This window comes from Faecalibacterium sp. I3-3-33 (assembly GCF_023347295.1).
Taxonomy (GTDB): Bacteria; Bacillota; Clostridia; order Oscillospirales; family Ruminococcaceae; genus Faecalibacterium.
On record NZ_CP094469.1, the window covers coordinates 1,676,419 to 1,700,393 of the forward strand.

20 protein-coding genes, 1 tRNA gene and 1 CRISPR repeat array are annotated in these 23,975 nt (G+C 59.0%); of the genes, 14 read left to right on the forward strand and 7 right to left on the reverse strand.

Going from position 1 to position 23,975, the window contains the following annotated elements; translation table 11 throughout:
• Positions 1–31 precede the first annotated feature (31 nt).
• The 5 genes from mutS to MTP39_RS08045 form a co-directional block, all read right to left on the reverse strand.
• Positions 32–2,647 carry a DNA mismatch repair protein MutS gene (gene mutS, locus MTP39_RS08025; RefSeq protein ID WP_249240106.1) on the reverse strand — a complete coding sequence of 872 codons (2,616 nt, stop codon included), beginning with the start codon at positions 2,645–2,647 and terminating at the stop codon, positions 32–34.
• A 114-nt stretch (positions 2,648–2,761) separates the two neighbouring features.
• A complete protein-coding gene (locus tag MTP39_RS08030; protein WP_005925591.1) occupies positions 2,762–3,169 on the reverse strand; it encodes a YlbF family regulator in 408 nt (135 codons plus the stop codon).
• Between the two features lie 61 nt (positions 3,170–3,230).
• The gene (gene miaB, locus MTP39_RS08035; RefSeq protein ID WP_249240108.1) at positions 3,231–4,622 is read right to left on the reverse strand and encodes a tRNA (N6-isopentenyl adenosine(37)-C2)-methylthiotransferase MiaB; all 1,392 of its coding nucleotides are present in this window, start codon (positions 4,620–4,622) and stop codon (positions 3,231–3,233) included.
• A 118-nt stretch (positions 4,623–4,740) separates the two neighbouring features.
• Complete coding sequence (locus tag MTP39_RS08040) at positions 4,741–5,145, reverse strand: Fur family transcriptional regulator (protein WP_249240110.1); 405 nt, start codon at positions 5,143–5,145, stop codon at positions 4,741–4,743.
• 24 nt (positions 5,146–5,169) lie between these two features.
• Positions 5,170–6,444, reverse strand: coding sequence for a replication-associated recombination protein A (locus tag MTP39_RS08045; protein WP_249240111.1), 1,275 nt, complete (start codon positions 6,442–6,444; stop codon positions 5,170–5,172).
• 172 nt (positions 6,445–6,616) lie between these two features.
• Between MTP39_RS08045 and MTP39_RS08050 the strand changes: the two genes are divergently transcribed.
• From MTP39_RS08050 to cas2, 9 genes are all read left to right on the forward strand, one after another.
• Positions 6,617–7,306 (forward strand): endonuclease III domain-containing protein, encoded by a 690-nt coding sequence (locus MTP39_RS08050; RefSeq protein ID WP_249240112.1) that lies wholly within the window; start codon positions 6,617–6,619, stop codon positions 7,304–7,306.
• 18 nt (positions 7,307–7,324) lie between these two features.
• Positions 7,325–7,651 carry a GlsB/YeaQ/YmgE family stress response membrane protein gene (locus MTP39_RS08055; protein WP_249240113.1) on the forward strand — a complete coding sequence of 109 codons (327 nt, stop codon included), beginning with the start codon at positions 7,325–7,327 and terminating at the stop codon, positions 7,649–7,651.
• 186 nt (positions 7,652–7,837) lie between these two features.
• Positions 7,838–9,997, forward strand: a complete 2,160-nt coding sequence (gene cas3, locus MTP39_RS08060; protein ID WP_249240114.1) for a CRISPR-associated helicase Cas3' — start codon at positions 7,838–7,840, stop codon at positions 9,995–9,997.
• Between the two features lie 104 nt (positions 9,998–10,101).
• On the forward strand, positions 10,102–10,752 hold the full coding sequence (gene cas5c / locus MTP39_RS08065) for a type I-C CRISPR-associated protein Cas5c (protein ID WP_249240115.1): 651 nt from the start codon (positions 10,102–10,104) through the stop codon (positions 10,750–10,752).
• Positions 10,749–12,515: a type I-C CRISPR-associated protein Cas8c/Csd1 gene (gene cas8c, locus MTP39_RS08070; RefSeq protein WP_249240116.1), complete on the forward strand. Its 1,767-nt coding sequence runs from the start codon at positions 10,749–10,751 to the stop codon at positions 12,513–12,515. The genes cas5c and cas8c overlap by 4 nt, the downstream gene beginning before the upstream one ends.
• Positions 12,516–12,519: 4 nt before the next feature.
• Complete coding sequence (cas7c, locus tag MTP39_RS08075) at positions 12,520–13,419, forward strand: type I-C CRISPR-associated protein Cas7/Csd2 (protein WP_249240117.1); 900 nt, start codon at positions 12,520–12,522, stop codon at positions 13,417–13,419.
• The gene (gene cas4 / locus MTP39_RS08080) at positions 13,419–14,105 is read left to right on the forward strand and encodes a CRISPR-associated protein Cas4 (protein WP_249240119.1); all 687 of its coding nucleotides are present in this window, start codon (positions 13,419–13,421) and stop codon (positions 14,103–14,105) included. Before cas7c ends, cas4 begins: the two co-directional genes overlap by 1 nt.
• Positions 14,090–15,121 carry a type I-C CRISPR-associated endonuclease Cas1c gene (gene cas1c / locus MTP39_RS08085; protein WP_249240120.1) on the forward strand — a complete coding sequence of 344 codons (1,032 nt, stop codon included), beginning with the start codon at positions 14,090–14,092 and terminating at the stop codon, positions 15,119–15,121. The genes cas4 and cas1c overlap by 16 nt, the downstream gene beginning before the upstream one ends.
• Positions 15,122–15,130: 9 nt before the next feature.
• A complete protein-coding gene (cas2, locus tag MTP39_RS08090) occupies positions 15,131–15,421 on the forward strand; it encodes a CRISPR-associated endonuclease Cas2 (protein ID WP_055184225.1) in 291 nt (96 codons plus the stop codon).
• A 180-nt stretch (positions 15,422–15,601) separates the two neighbouring features.
• A CRISPR array of direct repeats spans positions 15,602–19,973; the repeat unit is 33 nt; unit sequence GTCGCCCTCCTCGCGGAGGGCGTGGATAGAAAT.
• Between the two features lie 2 nt (positions 19,974–19,975).
• On the opposite strand, the gene MTP39_RS08095 is transcribed toward cas2, so the two are convergent.
• On the reverse strand, positions 19,976–20,380 hold the full coding sequence (locus MTP39_RS08095; RefSeq protein WP_249240121.1) for a hypothetical protein: 405 nt from the start codon (positions 20,378–20,380) through the stop codon (positions 19,976–19,978).
• Between the two features lie 231 nt (positions 20,381–20,611).
• On the opposite strand from MTP39_RS08095, the gene MTP39_RS08100 reads away from it, so the two are divergent.
• Together MTP39_RS08100 and MTP39_RS14025 are read left to right on the forward strand one after the other, a co-directional pair.
• Positions 20,612–20,947, forward strand: coding sequence for a CPCC family cysteine-rich protein (locus MTP39_RS08100; RefSeq protein WP_249240122.1), 336 nt, complete (start codon positions 20,612–20,614; stop codon positions 20,945–20,947).
• The gene (locus tag MTP39_RS14025) at positions 20,944–21,066 is read left to right on the forward strand and encodes a hypothetical protein (protein ID WP_256468808.1); all 123 of its coding nucleotides are present in this window, start codon (positions 20,944–20,946) and stop codon (positions 21,064–21,066) included. The genes MTP39_RS08100 and MTP39_RS14025 overlap by 4 nt, the downstream gene beginning before the upstream one ends.
• Before the next feature lie 219 nt (positions 21,067–21,285).
• Here the strand turns inward: MTP39_RS14025 and MTP39_RS08105 are convergent.
• A tRNA-Thr gene (locus MTP39_RS08105) sits at positions 21,286–21,361 on the reverse strand.
• Between the two features lie 192 nt (positions 21,362–21,553).
• On the opposite strand from MTP39_RS08105, the gene MTP39_RS08110 reads away from it, so the two are divergent.
• The 3 genes from MTP39_RS08110 to MTP39_RS08120 are packed head-to-tail and all read left to right on the forward strand — an operon-like array spanning position 21,554 to position 23,843.
• Positions 21,554–21,922 (forward strand): hypothetical protein, encoded by a 369-nt coding sequence (locus tag MTP39_RS08110; protein ID WP_249240123.1) that lies wholly within the window; start codon positions 21,554–21,556, stop codon positions 21,920–21,922.
• Positions 21,923–21,938: 16 nt separating this feature from the next.
• On the forward strand, positions 21,939–22,853 hold the full coding sequence (locus tag MTP39_RS08115; RefSeq protein WP_249240124.1) for a DnaD domain-containing protein: 915 nt from the start codon (positions 21,939–21,941) through the stop codon (positions 22,851–22,853).
• 9 nt (positions 22,854–22,862) lie between these two features.
• A complete protein-coding gene (locus tag MTP39_RS08120) occupies positions 22,863–23,843 on the forward strand; it encodes an ATP-binding protein (RefSeq protein WP_249240125.1) in 981 nt (326 codons plus the stop codon).
• The last annotated feature ends 132 nt before the right edge of the window (positions 23,844–23,975 follow it).

Below are 23,975 nucleotides of genomic sequence, written 5' to 3' on the forward strand. Positions count from 1 at the left end.
TTCCCTCCCTTGTGGTTACTATTTTTTATGGTCAGCCGTTCAGGCTGCCCTTGAGGGTCTTTTTCAGCTCGTACAAGAAATTCAGCGCTTCAATGGGGGTAAGCGTTTCCACATCCACGGCTTCCAGCTTTTCCATCATCTCGCTGGGCACTGCCGGGGAATTGTACTCCTGCAAAGCGTCAAAATCCATCTGCTCCACCTTGTTTTTGGGAGCAGATGCTTCCAGTGTGCGCAGTACCTCGTGGGCGCGGCGGGTCACGCTGCCGGGCAGACCGGCCAGCTTTGCCACCTCGATGCCGTAGCTGTCATCGGCGGGGCCGCGCACGATGCGCCGCAGGAAGGTGATGTCCTCGCCGCGCTTTTTGACCGCGATGTTGTAGTTTTTTACGCCCTCCACGGTGCCTTCCAGTTCGGTCAGCTCGTGGTAGTGGGTGGCGAACAAGGTCTTGCAGCCCAGCCCCTTGGCGGGGTCTGCGATATGCTCCACCACGGCGCGGGCAATGCTCATGCCGTCAAAGGTAGAGGTGCCGCGACCGATCTCGTCCAGCACCACAAGGCTTTTGGCGGTGGCGTTTTTCAGGATCTCCGCCACCTCGGTCATCTCCACCATAAAGGTGGACTGACCTGCGGCAAGGTCGTCCGATGCGCCGATGCGGGTGAAGATGGCGTCCACCACACCCACATGACAGCTGGCTGCCGGCACAAAGGAGCCGATCTGCGCCATCAGGGCGATAAGGGCATTCTGACGCATATAGGTGGATTTACCCGCCATGTTGGGGCCGGTGATGATAAGGCAGCGGTCGGTGGTGCAGTTGAGAGTGGTATCGTTGGGCACGAACATACTGCCCTTGAGCACCTGCTCCACCACGGGGTGACGCCCCTCGGTGATGGTCAGCACATCGCTGTCGTCCACCACGGGGCGGCAGTAGTTGTTTTCCGCAGCGACCTGCGCCAGCGCCGCCAGCACATCCAGCTGAGCAATGGCGTTGGCAGTGCGCTGGATACGATCCAGTTGTGCACCGATGCTTTCCAGCAGCTCATCAAACAAGCGGCGTTCCAGCGAGATGAGCCGCTCGTGTGCGCCAAGGATCTTGCTTTCCAGTTCCTTCAGCTCCTGCGTGATGTAACGCTCGCCGGAGGTGAGGGTCTGCTTGCGGATATAGGTCTCCGGCACGAGGTTCTTATAGGAGTTGCTCACCTCGATGAAGTAGCCGAACACATGGTTATAGCCGATTTTCAGCTTAGGGATGCCGGTCTCCTGCCGCAGACGAGCTTCCAGCTGCGCCAGCACGCCCTTGGTGTTATCGCGGATGGAGCGCAGCTCGTCCACCTCGGCATGGTAACCCTTGGCGATAACGCCGCCATCCTTGAGGGTGGAGGGTGCATCCGGATCCACTGCGGCATAAATGCGCGCCTTGATATCCTCCAGCGGGTCGATACTGGCCGCAAGTTCGGAAAGTTCCGGGCAATTGCAGCCCTCTGCCTGCTTGCGCAGACCGGGCAGACGGTCGCAAGTCTGAGCGAGAGTGTAGATCTCCTTGGGGGTGGCTGAGCCGTACACCGCGCGGGTCATCAGGCGCTCCAGATCCGCGATGTAGTGCAATTCCTCGGTCAGGTCGCCGCGCACCATGGTCTGGCGCACCAGCGCCTCCACAGCGTTCAGGCGGTGGTTGATGAGCTGGCTGGAAATAAGCGGCTGCTCGATCCAGCTGCGCAGCATACGCTTGCCCATGGCGGTGCTGGTCTTATCCAGCACCCACAGCAGGGTGCCGCGCTTTTCGCGGCCGCGCAGGGTCTCGGTCAGCTCAAGGTTTGCCCGGGTGACCGGCGAAAGCCGCATGAACTGGGCCTCGTTGTAAGTAATGACGGTCTTTAACCGCTCCACACCCTTGATCTGGGTATCGTGCAGATATTCCAGCAGCGCAGCCATGGCAAAGCGCACCAGCCCCTCGGCGGCTATGCCGGTGGTCTGCGGCCAGTCCCGGCCAAACTGCTCTTCCAGCGCAGAAGCCACCAGCCCCGGCGCATAGCGTTCGTCCTCGACCAGTTCCACCGAGCAGCTCATGTTCTTTTTGATGTACGCGGTCACCTCGCGGCAGTCCAGCAGGCCGGGGTTCAGCAGCACCTCGCTGGGGTGGTAGCGGCACAGCTCGGTAATGACCGCCGGGGCGATCTTGTCCGCCGTCAGCTCGGTGATATGCGCCGTACCGGTGGAAACGTCCGCAAAGCAAAGGCCGGCCTTTTTGCCCTTGAGGTACAGGCTGGCAATGTAGTTGTTGCGGTCGTCCTGCAGCATACTGCTTTCAATGACCGTACCGGGGGTGACGACCCGGATGATGTCCCGCTTGACAAGCCCCTTGGCTTTGGCGGGGTCCTCCACCTGCTCGCAGATGGCCACCTTATAGCCCTTAGCGATCAGGCGCGCCACATAGCCCTCGTAGCTGTGGAAGGGCACGCCGCACATGGGAGCGCGCTCCGCAAGGCCGCACTGCTTGCCGGTAAGGGTAAGATCCAGCTCCCGGGAGGCCGTGACGGCATCGTCGAAGAACATCTCGTAAAAATCGCCGATGCGGTAAAAAAGAATTTCGTCCTTATGTTGGTTTTTGATATCAAGATACTGCTGCATCATGGGCGAAAGCTCTGCCATGGTTTTTCCTCTTTCCCTTGTATGGTTCCGTCAGCCGGTTTGCGGGCTGTAACCGCCGGTGCAAACAAAACGCGGTCTGTATTGCACAGCCGCGTTCCGGTCAAAAAAGTTTGCTCAGTGGCAACCGCCGCAGGTAGAGCAGCTGCCGGTGCAGGAGGCAGAAGGCTCCTGCACGGTCATGGGGTCGCCGCCGTTCATGGCGGTGTTGATGATGGCGTCGATATAGTTGACCAGATTCTCGCACTCGCGCTTGGCCTCGTTGTAAGCCACCATGCCCTCGTTGCCCATGATCTGGCCGTAAAGGCTGTTCACCTTCTCGTTCAGCTCAGCGATGCGGGCGTCGTCGCGCTCGTTCTTGCCGATCTCGTTGTTCAGGTCCATGCGGGCCAGATTGAACTCGCCGATCAGGTTCTGCAGTTCCTCATCCTTATCGTTTGCCTTGCGGGCCTGATCCAGAATGACGTAGCGGGGGTCGGTCTGAAGTGCCATAGCGGCACGCTTGAAAAGATCAATGCAATCCATGATTGGGTTCTCCTTGTTGTTTTTATTCTTTCTGGGGCAAGTTTGCCCCGGAATCACTTTTTTATGCTTCCACCTCGCCCAGCAGCACGGTAGCGCGGGCACCGGTAAGATGTACGGTCGCGTAGCTGCCCAGCAGTGCCGGGTCGGCGGCGAACTCCACGGTCAGGTTGTTGTCCAGCCGGCCGGAAAGGGTGCCCTCATTGCGGCCAAAGCCCTCCACCAGCACCCGGACGGTCTGCCCTACCTGCGCCTTGACCAGTGCCATGGCGATCTCGTCCTGCGTAGTCAGCAGGCGGGTCATGCGGTCGGTCTTTTCCTTGCGGGGGGTGGGGTCCGGCATTTCGGCAGCCTTGGTGCCGGTGCGCTTGGAGTAGATAAAGGTGAACAGCTGCATATAGCCCACCTTGCGCACCAGCTCCAGCGTTTTTACAAAGTCCTCCTCGGTCTCGCCGGGGAAGCCCACGATGATATCGCTGGAGAAGGTGATGCCGGGCACGGACTTGCGGGCATAATCGATGAGCTCCAGATACTGCTCCACCGTATAGTGGCGGTTCATCTGCTGCAAAAGCCGGTCGGAGCCGCACTGCACCGGCAGATGCAGATGCTTGCACAGCTTCGGCTGGGCGGCGATGGTATCGATGAGCTTATGGCTGGCGTCCTTGGGGTGGCTGGTCATAAAGCGGATATGATAATCGCCGGGCACGGTGCACAGCAGGTTGAGCAGGTCGGAGAAATCGATCTGCTCTTCCAGACCCTTGCCGTAGCTGTTCACGTTCTGACCCAGCAGGGTGATCTCCTTATAGCCCGCCTCCACAAGGCTGCGGAACTCGGCAAGGATATCACCGGGCTTGCGGCTCTTCTCGCGGCCGCGGACGTAGGGCACGATGCAGTAGGTGCAGAAGTTGTCGCAGCCGTACATGATGGGCAGCCATGCGCGGAACTCGCTCTCGCGCCGGATGGGGATGTTCTCCACGATGACCGGACGCTGCGCCGGGTCCAGCAGCACCCGCTTATGCTTTTGCAGCTTCTGGGCAACCAGCTGCGGCAGGGTGTCGATGCCATCCACGCCGAACACCAGATCCACATAGGGGTAGCTCTTGCGCAGCTTTTCCACAACGTGCTGTTGGTTAGCCATACAGCCGCACAGGCCGATGATGAGGCCGGGCTTTTTCTCCTTGAGCCCCTTCAGCGCGCCCACGTTGCCGAACACCCGCTGCTCGGCGTGCTCGCGCACGGCGCAGGTGTTGAACAAAATCAGGTCGGCATCCTCGGGTTTATCGCACAGGCCGTAGCCGATATCCACCAGCACGCCCTTGATGCGCTCGCCGTCGTTGACGTTCTGCTGACAGCCGTAGCTGTGCACAAAGGCCAGCGGCGGGGTGTCGTAGGTCTGCCGCACCAGCTCGGCGGCAACGGCATTATGTTCAAAGTTAATGTATTCCAAAAAAACCATCCTTCTCCGCCGGGCAGGGTAGCCCCATGCGGCGAAACTCTATTTTCTGCTATTTTATAAAAGACACTCTTTAGTATACCCTGTTTGGCCGCTGCGGGCAAGAGGAAACACGCAAATTTTATGCCTGTTTAGCCGCTGCGGCCTCTACATCCTGCTTGCGGCAGCACTCTTCGCACACGCCAAGCAGCACCACGGCGCAGTCCTGCACCCTGCCCTTCTGGTTTTTGACCAGTTCCATCACCTGTTTTCCGTCCACATCTGCATCGGTCACGCCGCCGCAGACGGTGCAGTACAGGTGGCTGTGCCACGGCAGGGTGTGGTCAAAGCGGTCTGCCTTGCCGGGAATGGATACCCGGCGCACCCGCCCAGCCTCCACCAGACTGTTCAAGTTGCGGTATACAGTGCCAAGACTCAGGTTCGGGCACTCCTGTGCAGCTTTATCGTAGATTTCCTCCGCAGTCGGGTGGTCGCACAGCCGCTCCACCGTCTGCATGACAAGCTCCCGCTGTTTTGAGTAACGCATATCCATCCTCCTTCTTTACACGGTTCAGACGTTTTCTTCCCCTTTGATCTTTGCCCAGTACGCCCGGGCGGCCTGCTCGGTCTTGTTGTCGCCAAAGGTGTAGTATTTGGTATCCTTCAGCACATCCGGCAGATACTGCTGCTGTACCCAGTGGTTTGCGTAGCTGTGGGCATATTTGTAGTCCTGCCCCTTTACCAGCGCATCCTCGCCGTCAAAGTGCTTGTTTTGCAGCTGGCGCGGGATGGGGCCGGTGCGCCCGGCCTGCACATCCGCAATGGCTGCGTTGATGGCATCGTGGGCGCTGTTGGATTTGGGGCTGGTGGCCACCAGAATCACTGCGTCCGCAAGCGGCAGACGCGCTTCCGGCAGACCCACCATGTTGGCGGCATCCACCGCTGCCTTGACGATGGGGATGATCTGCGGGTAGGCAAGCCCCACATCCTCGCAGGCGCACACCATCAACCGGCGGCAAGCAGAGGGCAGGTCTCCCGCTTCCAGCAGGCGTGCCAGATAGTGCAGCGCCGCGTCCGGGTCTGACCCGCGCATGGACTTCTGGTAGGCAGAAACGATGTCGTAGTGGTCATCGCCCTCCCGGTCGTAGCGCATGGCGGTGCGGCGGGTGACCTGCTGGATCATATCCAGCGTGATACGCTTTTCCCCGTTTTCCACCGGCGCTGCCGTAACGGCAAAGTCCAGACAGCCCAGCGCCTTGCGCAGATCGCCGCCGGCGCTTTCAGCCAGATAGGCACAGGCATCCTCGTCCATGCACACCGGCACCTGTTCCCCCTCGGAAAGGCGCTGCACGGCATTGCGCACCCCGCGCTCCACATCCGCTGCGGCAAGGGGCTTGAACTCAAACACCGTGCAGCGGGAAAGCAGGGCGTTATAGATGTAGAAATAGGGGTTCTCGGTGGTGGACGCGATCAGGGTAACGCTGCCGTCCTCGATGCATTCCAAAAGGCTCTGCTGCTGCTTTTTGTTCAGGTACTGGATCTCGTCCAGATACAGCAGAATGCCGCCCGCTGCTGCCAGCGTGCCGATATCCTTGAGCACCGCCTTGATATCCCCGGTACCGCAGGAGGTGCCGTTGAGCTTGTGCAGGGTCATGCCGCTGTTCTCGGCAATAATGCGTGCCACCGTGGTCTTTCCGGTACCGGAGGGGCCGTAAAAGATCATGTTGGGAATGCGCCCGCTCTCGATGGTGCGGCGGAACACCCGCCCCGGCGCCAGCAGATGCTGCTGCCCGCACACATCCGCCAGCGTTTTGGGACGCAGACGCTGCGCAAGTGGTTCATTCATGGTGGTTTCTCCTTCCCTGCCCGCAAGGCACTTTTTATATAGTATAGCGCATTTAGAAAAGGAGAACAAGGGCTTTTCTGAAAATCATTCTCAGATAATGTCCTGCAAACATTTACAAATCCTGTCAAACATGGTATGATTCAGGTATTCCCTTTTAAAGGAGGTTTGTCCCATGCCGGTACGAAAAAAAGCCCCGGAGGATCTTACCGCAAAAAAAGCACTGGCGCTGGAGGTCATTCAGCGTCTCAAGGCCGAATACCCGGATGCAGGGTGCACCTTGGACTACGACCACGCATGGCAGCTGCTGGTCAGCGTGCGGCTGGCCGCCCAGTGCACGGATGCCCGGGTGAACATTGTGGTGGAGGAACTGTTTGCCAAATACCCAAGCGTAGCCGCGCTGGCTGCCGCCGAACCGGAGGACATTGAAGCCATCGTCAAGCCCTGCGGGCTGGGGCACTCCAAGGCGCGGGATATCTCGGCCTGTATGCGGATGCTGCGGGACAAGTACGACTGCCGGGTGCCCGACACTTTTGCCGAGCTGCTTGCCCTGCCCGGCGTGGGGCGCAAGAGCGCAAACCTCATTATGGGGGATGTGTTCGGCAAGCCCGCCATCGTCACCGACACCCACTGCATCCGGCTGTGCAATAAAATCGGCCTTGTGGACGGCATCAAGGAGCCGCAGAAGGTGGAGATGGCCCTGTGGAAGATCATCCCGCCGGAAGAAGGCAGCGACCTTTGCCACCGCTTTGTGATGCACGGCCGCGCGGTGTGCAACGCCCGCAAGCCGGAATGTGAAAAATGCTGTTTGAAGGACATCTGCCGCACCGCCCGCGAAGCCGCCGGGCAGCAGGCAGAACTGTAACTTTAGGAGGTATAACCTATGATTACTTTAATGATTTTGCTTATCGTCGCCCTGCTGTGTGTGCTGGTGGGCTGCCTGACCGGTCTGCTGACGCTGGTAGGCGTGCTGGCCTCCCTTTTTGTGGGCGTGCTGGTGGGCGCATTGGCCGGATATCTGGCCGGGCGCTTTATGGGCACGGAAACTTCCCTTGGCCGCAACATCCTGATGGGCGTGTTGGGCAGCTTTGTGGGCGAGTTTTTGTTCGGCCTGCTGGGCATTCACGCTTCCGGCAGCTTTTCTTCCTTTGCCATCTCGGTAGTTGGTGCCTGCATCTGCATCTGGATCGGGCAGAAGCTCTCCAAGTAATCGTTTTATAGCAATATACCGCCGCATTCTGCAGCCGGAGTTTTCCGGGCAGGGTGCGGCGGCTTTTTTATGGGCGTTCTGCCGGATAATCCCTCGCCCGGGCTGTGTAAACCGCCAAACTTTCTGCCAATTCTTGACAGGCATTCCCTGCCGTTGTATCGTTGACCCAGAAACGGAGGGTTCAACATGGAAAAAGCACTTGCACATATTTCTGAGGACGGAACCCGCACCCAGACTGTCTACGAGCATCTTTCCGGCACAGCGCGCCTTGCCGGAGCTTTTGCCGCACCCTTTGGCGCTGCGCAGGAGGCTGCATACACTGCATGGCTGCATGACATTGGCAAATACAGCGTTGCTTTCCAGCAGCGGCTGGCGGGCGGTGCTGCAACCGACCACTCGACCGCCGGTGCACAGGAAGCGATGAAGGGCTGCGTGCCCCACATTCAGGCCGCCTTTGCCGTAGCCGGGCACCACACCGGTCTGCCAGATGGCGGCAACCGAAGGACAGCCGATGCCGCTGACGCTACCCTCTTTGGGCGGCTGAAAAAGCCGGTGGAGCCTTACGATGGCTGGCGCGAGGTCGCCCTGCCCCAGAGCGCCCCGCCAGACTGGGCAAGCCGCGACCCGCTGGATTTTGCATTCTTCACCCGGATGCTCTACTCCTGTCTTGTGGACGCGGATTTTATCGACACCGAAACTTTTATGAACGGGCAGGCCGCGCCACGGGGCAGCGGTGTGGGTATCCGCTCCCTGCTTGAAAAGGTGCGTGCCAAGGCCAGCGGCTATCTTGCGGCACAGAGCAGCTCGCCGGTAAGCTGCCAGCGCAATGCCGTGCTGCGCGCCTGCATGGAAAAAGGTGCCCACGGCGCACCGGGGCTGTATACCCTCACCGTGCCCACCGGCGGCGGCAAGACCTTCGCCTCCCTTGCCTTTGCGCTGGAACAGGCCGCCGCGCAGGGCATGAAACGGGTGATCTACGTGATTCCGTATATGTCCATCATCGACCAGACTGCCGCTGTTTTTGCAGACCTTTTGGGTGCAGAAAACGTTCTGGCGGATTACTCCTGCGCGGACTACAAAAGCCTTGAACAGGAAAAGTTGACCCCGGCGCAGTACCGCCAGCTGCTGGCCAGCGAAAACTGGGATGCACCTGTTGTGGTGACCACCGCCGTGCAGTTTTTTGAATCGCTGTACGCCAACCGCAGCAGCCGCTGCCGCAAGCTGCACAACATCGCGGACAGCGTGGTCATTTTTGACGAAGCGCAGACCTTGCCCGTCAGTTATCTGCTGCCCTGCGTCAGCGCTATTGCGCAGCTGGTGCGGCATTACCACGCCACCGCCGTGTTATGCACCGCCACCCAGCCCGCATTAGAGCCCTATTTCCGGCAGTTTGCGCCGGAGCTGCCCTTGCAGGAGATCGTGCCGGACACTGCCGCTTTATACAGCACCCTGCGCCGCACCACCCTTTGCGATGCCGGAGAGCTGACGCAGGAGGCGCTGACCGCACAGCTTTGTGCGCTGCCGCAGGTGCTGTGCGTAGTGAACCGGCGCAAAACGGCGCAGGAAGTGTACGCCGCCCTGCCCGCCGAGGGCAGCTACTGCCTGACCACCCTGCTGTGCGCCGCAGACCGCCGCCGTCAGCTGGCAGAGATCCGGCAGCGGCTGCGGGAGGGGCTGCTTTGCCGGGTGGTGTCCACCTCGCTGATCGAAGCCGGTGTGGACGTGGATTTCCCCGCCGCATACCGGGAGCTGTGCGGGCTGGATTCCCTTTTGCAGACCGCCGGGCGCTGCAACCGGGAGGGACACCGCAGCGCAGAAGAGAGCCTAGTATACCGTTTTACGCTGGAAGGCTGCGGCGTCCCGCAGATGCTGCGCCAGAACGTACACGCCATGCAGTACGCAGCAGGCTGCACCGCAGCGCTGGACAGCCCGGAGGCAGTCAGGGCTTATTTTAAGGAGCTGTATTTTGCGCGGGGCGAGGCCGCACTGGACACCAGCGGCATTCTGGATGCCCTGCGCAAGGGGATCTCGGGCTGCATTTTCCCGTTTGCGCAGGTGGCAGAGCAGTTCCATCTGATCGAAGCCCCCACCCGCACCGTTTACCTGCCTGTTGGCGAAGGCAAAGCCCTTTGCGAGCAGCTCAACGGAACTGTGAGCCGCGCACTTTACCGCAAGCTGGGCGCTTACAGCGTAGCCTGCTATGCCCAGCAGTTTCAGGCACTGGAATCTGCCGGAGCGTTGGAACCACTGCCCAACGGCAGCGCTATCCTGACCGACAACACTCTGTACGATGCCAAGACCGGGCTTTCCATGGACGTGGAGACCGGAAAAGGCCTGTTTTTCTGACAAAAAATCTCAAATAAATCAAAGAAAAAACGCAAAAGTCCTTTTTATAACACCTTAGAAGCAGTATTATAAATATAAACCAAATTTGAAAGGAGGTGGTGTTCATGTCCATGCTGATCGAGGTCTGGGGCGACTACGCCTGCTTTTCAAGACCCGAGATGAAAACCGAGCGTGTATCCTATGACATCATGACGCCCTCGGCGGCGCGCGGGCTGGTGGAGGCAATCTACTGGCACCCGGGCATGAATTACCATATCGACCGCATCTATCTGCTCAAGCCGGTGCAGTTTGCCAGCATCCGGCGCAATGAGGTCAAGGCTACCCTGCTGTCCTCCGCGGCGCTCAGTGCAGCCAAGGGCGGCGAGGTGCCCATGCTGTGCACGGCAGAGAATATCCAGCAGCGGGCAGCGCTGGTGCTGCAGGATGTGCATTACGTGATCGAATGCCATTTTACCATGACCGAAAAAGCCGCACCCGGCGATAACCCGGGCAAATTTCAGGATATCCTGCGGCGGCGGCTGAAGAAGGGGCAGTGCTATCATCAGCCCTGCTTCGGCTGCCGGGAGTTTCCGGCAAACTTCCGGGAATGGCACGGCGGCGCCGAGGAGATCCCCGCACTGCCGCTCACGCAGGATCTGGGCTTTATGCTGTATGATCTGGACTACTCCGACCCGGAAAATATCCGCTCCCAGTTCTTCCGGGCAAAGCTGGAAAACGGCGTGCTGGACTGCCGGGATGTGGAGGTGTTTACATGATCTTACAGGCGCTTACTGCCTACTATGAGCAGCTTGTCCGGCAGGGCAAGCTATCCGCCCCCGGCTGGGACGACAGCTTTAAGGTGAGCTACGAGCTGCGGTTGAACGATGCCGGGCAGCTGGTTTCTGTGCTCGACCTGCGCACGGAAACAAAGATGGGCAAAAAGACCGTCCTTGCCCCGCGTGCAATGCGCGTACCGGCGCACGTCAAGCGCACGGCCGGTGTTTCGGCAAACCTGCTGTGCGATAATTCCTCCTATCTGTTGGGCGCAGACGAAAAAGGCAAGCCGGAGCGTGCAAAGCAGTGCTTCGATGCCTGTGCGGCGCTGCACCACAGGCTGTTGGACGATGTCGACAGCCCCGCAGCCCGGGCGATCCTTGCTTATTTTGACCGCTGGGACCCGGCGCAGGCTGCTACGCATCCCCTATTGGCTGAGCAGTGGAAGGAGATCACAGGCAATGCCAACCTGATCTTCGGCTACGAGGCCGCCGACCACAGCCACAGTTTTGTCAACGACGACCCTGCCATTCAGAACGCATGGCAGGCGCACTACAACGACCGCTCTGCAGGTGCAGACACGGTACAGTGCCTGATCACTGGTAAGCAAGCGCCTGCTGCACTGGTGCACCCGTCCATCATGGGAGTACAGGGTGCGCAGAGTTCCGGCGCGGCACTGGTGTCCTTCAACGCGCCCGCCTTTTGTTCCTACGGCCACGAGCAGGGCGAGAACGCCCCCATGAGTGAGTACGCAGCCTTTGCCTATACCACTGCGCTGAACCGCCTGCTTGCTGACCGCGACCACTGCAAGCACGTTGGCGATACCACCATTTTGTGCTGGGCAGAAAACGCGGAGCCGGTCTATCAGGATGCCATGAGTATGTTCCTGTTTGGCGCAGACGAAGCCGCAGGCATTCAGGAAAGCGATGTACAGGCTGCGCTCAAACGGCTGTCTGCCGGGCAGACAGTGCCTTTTCTGGAAAAAGAGCTTTCGCCCGACCAGCACTTTTATCTATTGGGACTGGCACCCAACGCTTCCCGCCTGTCGGTACGGTTCTTTTTGCGAGACACCTTCGGCAGCTTTGCGCAAAACCTGCAAAAGCACGCCGAGGAAATGGCAATCGACTGCTCGGAAAAAGAAAAGTCCCGTACCCTGCCCATCTGGGCTGTGGTAAACGAGACCACCCGCACCGTGCCCGGACAGCCCGCAAAGCCGTCCCCGCAGCTGGCAGGCGACCTGCTGCGCGCCGTGCTGACCGGCGGGCGTTACCCCGCTACCCTATTGAACGGTGTGACCCTGCGCATCCGTGCCGAGCAGGCCGTGACCCGCGGCCGGGCTGCTGTGATCAAAGCATATTACCTGCGTAATTACCCTACCGAGCTGAACAAGGAGGTCTATACTGTGAGCCTGAACGAAACCACCAATGTCCCCTATCTTCTGGGGCGGCTGTTCTCTGTGCTGGAGTCGGTGCAAAAGGCTGCAAATCCCGGCATCAACACCACCATCAAGGACCGGTATTTCAACGCCGCCTGTGCTACGCCGGGCATGGCCTTCCCCACCCTGCTGCGGTTGAGCCAGAAGCATCTGCGCAAGCTGAACGACGGCCTTGCCACCCACTACGATAAGCAGATCACCGAACTGATGGCGCAGCTGCCGGAAAGCGGTTTCCCCGCTCGGCTCAGCCTGCCGGATCAGGGCAAATTTGCCATCGGCTACTACCACCAGACCCAGAAACGCTTTGCCAAAAAGAACGAGGAGGAATAAAAAAATGTCTGCACCTATCAAGAACCGCTACGATTTCGTCATTCTGTTCGATGTGGAGAACGGTAACCCCAACGGCGACCCCGATGCCGGCAATATGCCCCGCATCGACCCCGAGACCGGCTACGGTCTGGTGACCGATGTCTGCCTGAAGCGCAAGATCCGCAACTATGTGGAGATGCTGAAAGAGGACGCCCCCGATGCCGACAATTACCGCATCTATGTCAAGGAGGGCGTACCCCTGAACCGCAGCGATGCCGAGGCGCTGGAGCACAACGGTCTGACCCCCAAAGACGACCTGAAAAAGGCCAAGAAAAGCGACCCGGAGATTGACCGCAAACTGCGGGATTATATGTGCGAGCATTTCTACGATATCCGCACCTTCGGTGCCGTGATGACCACCTTTGTCAAGGGTGCGCTGAACTGCGGTCAGGTGCGCGGCCCGGTGCAGCTGAGCTTTGCCCGCTCTGTGGACCCCATCGTGCCGCAGGAGGTGACCATTACCCGCGTAGCCATCACCACCGAGGCAGACGCTGAAAAGAAGAACAGCGAAATGGGCAACAAGCATATCGTGCCCTACGGCCTGTACCGTGCCGAGGGTTACGTTTCTGCCAATCTTGCCCGCAAGACCACCGGCTTCTCGGAGGAGGACTTGCAGCTGCTGTGGCAGGCTATCCTGAATATGTTCGAGAACGACCACAGCGCTGCACGCGGCAAGATGGCCGTGCGGGAGCTGATCGTGTTCAAGCACGATTCCGAGCTGGGCAATGCGCCCGCCTACAAGCTGTTTGATGCCGTTACCGTGGCGCACAAGGCCGAGGTGGTCGCGCCCCGCAGCTATCAGGACTACATCGTTACGGTGGCCGACACCCTGCCGGAGGGTGTGCACTGCGAGAGGTTCCACTGATGGACGCGCCGGACGACTACCTGCAAATGTCCGGTATCCAGCACTTTGCCTTCTGCCGCCGTCAGTGGGCACTGGCCTATCTGGAGCAGCAATGGGCTGAAAATCTGCGCACCACCGAAGGGCATCTGGATCATGCCCGCTGCCACGATGACACTCGCACCGAGCGCCGGGGCGAGTTGCTGATCACCCGGGGCATGCGGGTGGTCAGCCACCGGCTGCGGATGGCGGGCAACTGCGACGTGGTGGAGTTCCGGGCTTGTGCGGATGGCATCCCGCTGCAAAGCACCCCCGGGCGCTGGCAGCCCTACCCGGTGGAATACAAGCACGGCCACGCAAAGGAAACCGATGCCGACCGGCTGCAATTATGCGCACAGGCCATGGCACTGGAGGAAATGCTGGTGTGCCATATCCCGGAAGGGGCGCTGTATTACTGCGAGACCAAACGGCGGGAAGCCGTACCTTTTACCGACGAACTGCGCAGCACCACCCGGCAGATGGCAGACGAGATGAACCAGTATTTTGCCCGCGGCTACACCCCAAAGGTAAAGCCCGGCAAGCACTGCAACGCCTGTTCCCTGAAAGAGCTCTGTCTGCCGATGCTCTGCCAGAAGGCAGACGCCAAGGCTTATCTGCGGCGCTATCTGGACGAGACGGCCACGGAGGTGACACCATGCGACAATTCCTGAACACCCTGTTCGTCCTCAGCGAGGACGCTTACCTCACGCTGGACGGCGAAAACGTCGTGGTCAGCCGTGGGAAATCCGAGGTCGGGCGGGTGCCGCTGCACACGCTGGAAAGCATCCTCTGCTTCAGTTACGCCGGTGCCAGCCCTGCGCTGATGGGCAAATGCGGGCGTATGGGCATCGACCTGAGTTTTTATAGCCCGCGCGGCCGCTTTTTAGCGCGCACTGTGGGCGAGGAACGCGGCAACGTATTGCTGCGGCAGACCCAGTACGCCGTTGCCGCCAGTGAAGCGCTCAGCTGCAGCTATGCCCGCAGCTTTATTCTGGGCAAGGTGTACAATGCCCGCTGGGTGCTGGAGCGTGCCACCCGGGATCACCCGCAGCGGGTGCCCGTGGACGAATTGAAACAGACCAGCGCCCAGCTGGCTGCTGCCCTGCCGCTGGTGGAAAGCTGCGAGGATCTGGAGCAGCTGCGCGGGCTGGAGGGCGAAGCCGCACAGCGGTATTTCGACCGGTTCAACGCGCTGATCTTACAGCAGAACGATGCTTTTGTGTTCACCAGCCGCAGCCGCAGACCGCCGCTGGACAACGTGAACGCGCTGCTGTCCTTTGCCTATTCCCTGCTGGCCAGCGATTGTGCCGCCGCGCTGGAGGGTGCCGGGCTGGACCCCTATGTGGGCTTTCTGCACCGTGCCCGCCCCGGGCGGCGCAGCCTTGCGCTGGATCTGATGGAGGAACTGCGCGCCGTTTTGGCTGACCGTTTCGTGCTGTCCTGTATCAACCAGAAAGTGCTGAGCGCAAAGCACTTTGAAAAGCAGGAAAACGGTGCCGTTCTGCTGACCGAGGAAGGACGCCGCGCGTTCCTGAATGCATGGCAGCAGAAAAAACGCGAAGTCATCACCCACCCGTTTTTAAAGGAAAAGCTCTGCTGGGGGCTTGTGCCCTATGTGCAGGCGTTGCTGCTGGTACGCACCCTGCGGGGCGATCTAGAGGTCTACCCTCCATTTTTCTGGAAGTGAGGTGCAATCATGCTGGTACTGATCACCTACGATGTAAACACCGAAACCTCTGCCGGACGCAAGCGGCTGCGCAAGGTTGCCAAGAAGTGCGTGGATCATGGGCAGCGGGTGCAGAATTCCGTGTTCGAGTGCCTGCTGAACGCATCGCAGTACGCGGTGCTCAAGGCAGAGCTGACCGCCCTGATCGACCCTGCCTTGGACAGTCTACGGTTCTACCAGTTGGGTAACAATTACCAGACTAAGGTCGAGCATGTTGGGCTGCACCCGGAGTTTGCGCAGGATAGTGTGCTGATCTTTTGATGCCCCGCCAGTGCGAACAGGCAGCGCACATGGTTTTCCCAGACGCTTCGCACCGGAATACCAGCCGTTTGCGCAAGTAACGGTGTGATTTTGCGGTTTGTTTTACAGGCACCTCTTTGCAATTTGTGCAGAGAGGTATATAATGAGACAAAAGCAGAGGGTTTTCTCTCTGTTTTTGCTGTCGCCCTCCTCGCGGAGGGCGTGGATAGAAATACCGCTGACAGCAGCCCGGCCGGTGCTGCCGCAGCGTCGCCCTCCTCGCGGAGGGCGTGGATAGAAATGATTTCGCAGGAAATCCAGCAAGCCAAGCACAAGGTCGCCCTCCTCGCGGAGGGCGTGGATAGAAATCCACTGTCCACCAGTCGGCGGCATCCTCGCGCTGCTGTCGCCCTCCTCGCGGAGGGCGTGGATAGAAATACTGTGCGCAATGTCGAGGGTGTAGACCTAGGCGTCGCCCTCCTCGCGGAGGGCGTGGATAGAAATTGAATCCTTCATCTGTTAGCTGACTACTGCTCAAAGTCGCCCTCCTCGCGGAGGGCGTGGATAGAAATCTTTCTTTTTCAAAAGCGAACTTGGAAAAGAGAGCGTCGCCCTCCTCGCGGAGGGCGTGGATAGAAATTCCCTCAGACCCGGGAAAAATTTTCCCACAAGAAAGTCGCCCTCCTCGCGGAGGGCGTGGATAGAAATACGCTAAAAGCACTTTCCCAGCTGTTGTGCCGCAGTCGCCCTCCTCGCGGAGGGCGTGGATAGAAATACCTCATTCGGCGGCAGCGGCATCCAGCCTACGGTCGCCCTCCTCGCGGAGGGCGTGGATAGAAATTTTTACCAGCTGCGCCAGTGCCTTATACTGGGCGGTCGCCCTCCTCGCGGAGGGCGTGGATAGAAATGCTCTTGCAGTAACGGCAGCACCCTGCACAGCCGGTCGCCCTCCTCGCGGAGGGCGTGGATAGAAATCCAAAATGCTGCGGCAGAAAGTGCACGCATCCCGGTCGCCCTCCTCGCGGAGGGCGTGGATAGAAATTTGACATGTGCATGTTGGACGAAGAGGAGTGATTGTCGCCCTCCTCGCGGAGGGCGTGGATAGAAATAGCACCACTTTGCCGGGTGGGGGCCGGGCGCGGGTCGCCCTCCTCGCGGAGGGCGTGGATAGAAATGTTTCATCGCTCCATCCCTCCGGCAAGTCCTCTAGTCGCCCTCCTCGCGGAGGGCGTGGATAGAAATTGTATGCGCACCGGTCTGCGCGTCTCGGACGTGCGTCGCCCTCCTCGCGGAGGGCGTGGATAGAAATAAAGCGGGCGACATTATAAGCGAGGAGTAGCGCCCGTCGCCCTCCTCGCGGAGGGCGTGGATAGAAATATCATGCCGGCAGGGACGGCCACAAGTCCGGGAAGTCGCCCTCCTCGCGGAGGGCGTGGATAGAAATGCTACGGCATACATTGCCCGGCAGGATGCGGAGGGTCGCCCTCCTCGCGGAGGGCGTGGATAGAAATATCATCATGGGAAAGGATATTGCATTGATTCCGCGGTCGCCCTCCTCGCGGAGGGCGTGGATAGAAATTTGTCCTCCATTTCATCGATCCATATTTCCACTCGTCGCCCTCCTCGCGGAGGGCGTGGATAGAAATAGTGCGTCGCAGGCGATCTACCTCATCGTTTACCGTCGCCCTCCTCGCGGAGGGCGTGGATAGAAATGTCAAGTGTTATCAGCTCCTTTCTTACACTTCCGGTCGCCCTCCTCGCGGAGGGCGTGGATAGAAATTTCTTGCCGCGTTCCCGGTGCTTGTCATCGTAGCGTCGCCCTCCTCGCGGAGGGCGTGGATAGAAATACGCTGGAAGCGCTTTCCCAGCTGTTGTGCCGCACGTCGCCCTCCTCGCGGAGGGCGTGGATAGAAATACATTGATGGGCTTCGATTGGGTCGCCGCCTGCTTTGTCGCCCTCCTCGCGGAGGGCGTGGATAGAAATGTCAAGTGTTATCAGCTCCTTTCTTACACTTCCGGTCGCCCTCCTCGCGGAGGGCGTGGATAGAAATTTCTTGCCGCGTTCCCGGTGCTTGTCATCGTAGCGTCGCCCTCCTCGCGGAGGGCGTGGATAGAAATACGCTGGAAGCGCTTTCCCAGCTGTTGTGCCGCACGTCGCCCTCCTCGCGGAGGGCGTGGATAGAAATACATTGATGGGCTTCGATTGGGTCGCCGCCTGCTTTGTCGCCCTCCTCGCGGAGGGCGTGGATAGAAATTTGTATGGGTACAATTTTTGTAGGGGTCTGCGCCATGTCGCCCTCCTCGCGGAGGGCGTGGATAGAAATATCACGGCAAAGTCATCCATGCTACCCTGCGTGTGTCGCCCTCCTCGCGGAGGGCGTGGATAGAAATGTGTTGGTCATAACTTAGCCCTCCCACGGCTTGCGGGGTCGCCCTCCTCGCGGAGGGCGTGGATAGAAATACAGTTGGATGCAGTTGGATTATAATATAACCATACGTCGCCCTCCTCGCGGAGGGCGTGGATAGAAATGCTTATGGCCGCAAGACCATGGGCGATGTGCTCACGTCGCCCTCCTCGCGGAGGGCGTGGATAGAAATGATTTCGCAGGAAATCCAGCAAGCCAAACGAAAGTGTCGCCCTCCTCGCGGAGGGCGTGGATAGAAATGAAAAATTTCCCGGAACACAGGTGCAAGCACGCAGGTCGCCCTCCTCGCGGAGGGCGTGGATAGAAATCCTTTATCTCTATACCGACTCTCATGAGCCTGAGTCGCCCTCCTCGCGGAGGGCGTGGATAGAAATGAATACAACTCAATACAACTTAAATTCCCCCCCTGTCGCCCTCCTCGCGGAGGGCGTGGATAGAAATACCGCTGACAGCAGCCCGCCCGTGCTGCCGCAGCGTCGCCCTCCTCGCGGAGGGCGTGGATAGAAATTTATTGGGCTGGGTATCGTGACGGACTGGACAAGGGTCGCCCTCCTCGCGGAGGGCGTGGATAGAAATTTTTTGACTGGCTGCTCTCCCAGATTCGCAAACTGGTCGCCCTCCTCGCGGAGGGCGTGGATAGAAATTTTTGTTGGTTCTTTTTCTTCAGCTTTGTTCAGCTCGTCGCCCTCCTCGCGGAGGGCGTGGATAGAAATATCCTTACGCCTAACCCCCTTATGTTGTAGCTTGGGTCGCCCTCCTCGCGGAGGGCGTGGATAGAAATTTGCTGGATAGAAGCCAACCGGTCAGACTTCCGACGGTCGCCCTCCTCGCGGAGGGCGTGGATAGAAATTCCCAAAGTCGTATCCCCGCCGTTTGCCCTGCCTGCGTCGCCCTCCTCGCGGAGGGCGTGGATAGAAATAATCAATTTCAGGCAAAAGGGTTGATTTTTTATCGTCGCCCTCCTCGCGGAGGGCGTGGATAGAAATACTCTTGCCGGATTATCTCCGGTGTGGCCGTCCCGGTCGCCCTCCTCGCGGAGGGCGTGGATAGAAATACTCTTGCCGGATTATCTCCGGTGTGGCCGTCCCGGTCGCCCTCCTCGCGGAGGGCGTGGATAGAAATTGCCTGCACTCCCTGACCGGCCTGCACACGCCTACGGTCGCCCTCCTCGCGGAGGGCGTGGATAGAAATTGATATAAGTGTACGATTCTTACACCTATATTATACGTCGCCCTCCTCGCGGAGGGCGTGGATAGAAATATGGTCTTCCTTATCAGCTGTACCAGCCATGGGAAGGTCGCCCTCCTCGCGGAGGGCGTGGATAGAAATTGTTTCACTGAGGTTTAGACCCCAAATGCAATGCGGTCGCCCTCCTCGCGGAGGGCGTGGATAGAAATGATGTGGTTAATCATGATAAGAATAATATTGGCGGCGTCGCCCTCCTCGCGGAGGGCGTGGATAGAAATCTTCTGCGGTGACATTGACGGCGGTGCGGGTGTAGTCGCCCTCCTCGCGGAGGGCGTGGATAGAAATTGAAATGGGTTCCCGCTCTGGATACCCCGCTGGAGTCGCCCTCCTCGCGGAGGGCGTGGATAGAAATAGCCTGACGATCTTGGTCTTGGTCGGGTGCAGCTCCGTCGCCCTCCTCGCGGAGGGCGTGGATAGAAATTGAAGAGCGTGCAAGCGCACTTGACCCCCGCCCAGGTCGCCCTCCTCGCGGAGGGCGTGGATAGAAATGTAGTAGTGCAGCACATCCAGCGGGTTCTCGCAGGGTCGCCCTCCTCGCGGAGGGCGTGGATAGAAATACGGATGGAGCGGCACCATGGCCACCGGCACGGATGGCTGTCGCCCTCCTCGCGGAGGGCGTGGATAGAAATTGGACGCCTTGCACGAGGAAACCGATGCCCTCCGGGTCGCCCTCCTCGCGGAGGGCGTGGATAGAAATCTGTTAATGATGGTCGATAAGTCCCGGAATGCTGAGTCGCCCTCCTCGCGGAGGGCGTGGATAGAAATAAGACCAGCAGAAGCAAAGCGGCAGCAGTGGCCGTCGCCCTCCTCGCGGAGGACGTGGATAGAAATGAGCCTGCCGGGTGGTTCGACAAGGACGATTTTCAGTCGCCCTCCTCGTGGAGGGCGTGGATATACACTGTCATTGTCTTGATCCGAGATCTGCTGTCCGCAACTCCCGCAGTTTACCGATGATCTGATTCAAAAGTTCAACACGCTGTGTCCGTTCATCTGAGTATCGATTGATCTTTTCCAGTCTCATCATATCTTGTCGAACATCTTCTGCGACATAGTACATTGCCAGCGCAGAATGTTTTCCAAATTCTTGAAGAGCGTCTGTGTTGGCAGCCTGAACACAAGCCCCCGCCGCACGAATGTACCCTTCATAGATCTCACGATCGTGCTGCTGTTTTTCTATCTTGTCCTGATGTTCGTATTCCAGTTGTCTCATTTTTTCTGCGTGTTTGTTGTTCAGATATGTCGTTGCTACCGGAGATACAACGGCTCCAATAATAGCCACGATCGCTGCAATTTCAGAAAAATCCATTTTCATCGCCTTCCTTCTGCCCCAGTATACCGCAGAAGCAACCCCACATCAAGGCGGTCATGCCACCGCATACAAAATAAGATCATTCCGAATTTTCCATTGTATTTTACAGCGTCCGGCGCTATACTCATTGCATAAGATACTTCCTGTGCATCCGCAAGGGTACACCGCACTGCCTTCGGGAGCAGTGTGGGAGTATCTTTTATATAATAAAAATGGAGAGGCACAATCGTGGCAGAAACGATTCCCTGCCCAGTATGCGGCAAGACCCATGTTGCAGAATATGACATCTGTGATGTCTGTGGTTGGGAAAATGACCCTGTGCAGCTTTTCGAGCCCAACCTTCCCGGCGGTGCAAACGAAATGAGTTTGCAACAAGCCAGAATGTCTTATCACCTTATCAGAAACCGAACCTCAATGCGTACAGGCGATATGATCAAAGTAAGATTTATCGAAAAAGACGATCCTATTACATTGCGCAATGGAAAGATTTATGATGCCCGCGTATTGAAACCAACAAAAAATGGGAAACGCTGGTACGGAATCGAATGGAGTGAAATCAAATGAAAGAATACACGCCTTCTGGTAAAACACCGGAAGAACTTGCAGCTGAAATCAAAAAGCTGGAAAAAGAAAGCGAAAATATGACCGAATGGCCAGATGTAGATAACTACGTTGACGATTGAACCACGATGCACGCGCACCGTGGTTTTTGTTTGCCCATTTTTAGCACGATGTAGAAATGCACTGTGCTATTATTGCGCCGTCTTTTGCGCCACTAAATAAAGCAATTTCCAGATAAACAGGGGTAATTAAGGCACAATCGCCCACTTTCCCATCCCCTGCCGTACAAACAAAAACCCCCGAAAATCGGCTTCACAAGCCAACTTTCGGGGGTTTCTTTTTGGAGCTACTGACCTGATTCGAACAGGCGACCTGCTCATTACGAGTGAGCTGCTCTACCAGCTGAGCCACAGTAGCACATTGCACATCTGCTGCAACAGGCAATATTCTACCATATTTCTGCGGTGCTGTCAAGGCCGGATTTCCTGTAAGCGGGGCAGCTTTTGCAGGGAGTTTCACAAAAAGTTATTGCATTTTAGCCCAGCGGCTTTATAATAGAATTGATTGCGCAAAAGGCCGCGCCTTTTGCCGGAAAGGACGAGCTGCACCATGATCTTTGTTCCCCTGCTGCACTACTTTTTGTGCAAGAATGATTACAGCGGCAACGAGGCCGGGCTGCGCTACCGGCTTACGCCGGGCAAGCGCACCGTGCCGGACCCGGACGGCGGCGCGGATGCCACCAAAGAGGAGAAAATTCTCACCGTGGACTACTGGCCCGCGCCTTGGACGATCGACAAGACCGACCCCGCCCTGCGCCGCCGGGAGGTATTTCCGCTTACGGACGAAGGGCGTGCCGCCGCCGCGCAGTATCTGAAAGACGCCTACGATGCCGCGCCGGAGCGCTGGAACAACTGCCCGGACATGATGGACTGCGACCCTTGGGAGCCGCCTGCCGAGCCGGATCCTGCCAACGAATAAACCGAACGAGGAAACCATGATCTACCGTTTGAAAGAACTGAAAGGCGATACCATCGCCGTGCCGCAGCTGGTGTTCTCTAAGCTGGGCATTGCCGAAGAATACAATGTGCGGGTGGCGCTGTATGTGCTGGCTACCGGCGTGACCGACTCGGACAAGATCTGCGCCGACCTCAAGCTGCGCAGCCGCATCAGCGCTGAGAGCGCGCTGGCCTTCTGGGCAGGTGCAGGGCTTTTGGAACGCTACGAGGAAAACGCCGCGCCGGGCGCAGAGCCCAGCGCCCCTGCCCCCATGCGCTGGGCGGAGATCGCCGCTGCCAGCCGCACCGACCCTATGATCTCCAGCCTGATCGACTGCGCACAGACCAGCTTTGCCCGTCCGCTGACCCACACCGAGATGGAAAAGCTGGTAAACCTGTATGTGCAGGAGGGCTTTGCACCCGAGACCGTGATGCTCTGTGTGGCCTATGTGGCCAGCCGGGGCAAGCGCACCCTAGCCGCCGTGACCCACGAACTGAAGGTCTGGCGTGCCGAGGGCGTGGAGACCGGCGAACAGGCTGACGCCCACTTAAAGCTGCTGGCGCTGCGCCAGAGCCGCGAGGAGTATGTCAGCGGCCTGCTGCAGATCTCCCCCGAGGAGCTGACGCTGGGCGGGCGCAAGGCCATTGCGCGCTGGTACGAGGTGTACGGCTACGATGACGCCATGGTACAGGAAGCCGCCGTACAGGCTGGTCCCAAGCGGGATCTGTGGTACTGGAACAGCATCCTGAAAACATGGAACGCCAAGGGTCTGCGCAACATCCATGATGTGCGCGGCCCTGTGGCCGCAGCCGGTGCCAGCCGGAATATCCGGGTGGACCGCGACACGCCCAGCGGAAACGATATCCTGAAAAACGCCACCCGCCGCCGTTCTCTTATTAAGAAGCCGGAGTAAGGAGCCTTTATGCGTACCAAAAACGAATTATATCAGCAGGCATTGCGCACCGTAGCCATGCGGCGGCAGACCGCTCGCGCTTTGGCGCAGGATGCACAGGCCGAAGCCGAGGCCGCCATCCCCGGGCTGCGCCACGCCGAGGAGGAGGTGCGGGTGCGGGGCATTCGCTGCGCCATTGCCGGAGCTTCCGGCAAGGACCGCACCGAGACCGCCGCTGCCCTTGCGGCGGCAAAGCAGAAGCTGACTACCCTACTGGCTGAGAGCGGACGCCCTGCGGATGCGCTGGAGCCGAAGTTCACCTGCAAGCGGTGCGAGGACACCGGCGCGGTGGACGGCCACACCTGCGACTGTGTGCGCCGGGTGATGCAGCAACTGCGCCGGAAGGAGATCGAGGAGCTGTCCAGCCTGTCCATCTCCAGCTTTGACACCATGCAGCTGGACTACTACCCCAACACGGTGGACAAGGCGCTGGGTGAGAGCGTGCGCAGCTACATGGCCGAGGTTCTGGCCGACCTGCGGGATTACGCCGCGGACTTCTCCCCTGCCACCCGCGAAAGCCTGCTGCTGGTAGGCAACGCAGGGCTGGGCAAGACCCATGCCGCCCTTGCCATTGCCGGGGAGGTGCTGCGGCAGAACTACGATGTGATCTATGTCTCCTGCCCGGACTTTTTCGGCAAGCTGGAGGCGCTGCATTTCGGCACAGACCCCGGCGGCGAGGAGGAGACCTTGTTCCAGACTGCCTGCAACGCCGATCTGCTGATCTTGGACGATTTGGGCACGGAATTCAACTCCAGCTTCTTCCTGACCAATCTATACAGCCTGCTGAATAACCGCTTGGGCGCAAAGCTGCCCACCATCGTCACCACCAACATCACGGACGGTACGCTGCTGGAAAAGCTGTATACAGAGAAGATCTCCAGCCGCCTTGCAGCCTTTGTGCAGATCCAGTTCTTAGGCAGTGATATCCGGGTACAGAAGGCCGCAGAATAAGTCGATTTATTTCTGCCGGAATTGTACATCTTTTGAGAGAAGCAATCGCAAAATAAGTGCGAATCACCGCGCAAACGAAAAGCCATCTGCCGCAGCATGACCGGGGTTTAAAGCCCTTGGAATCAGCTGTGG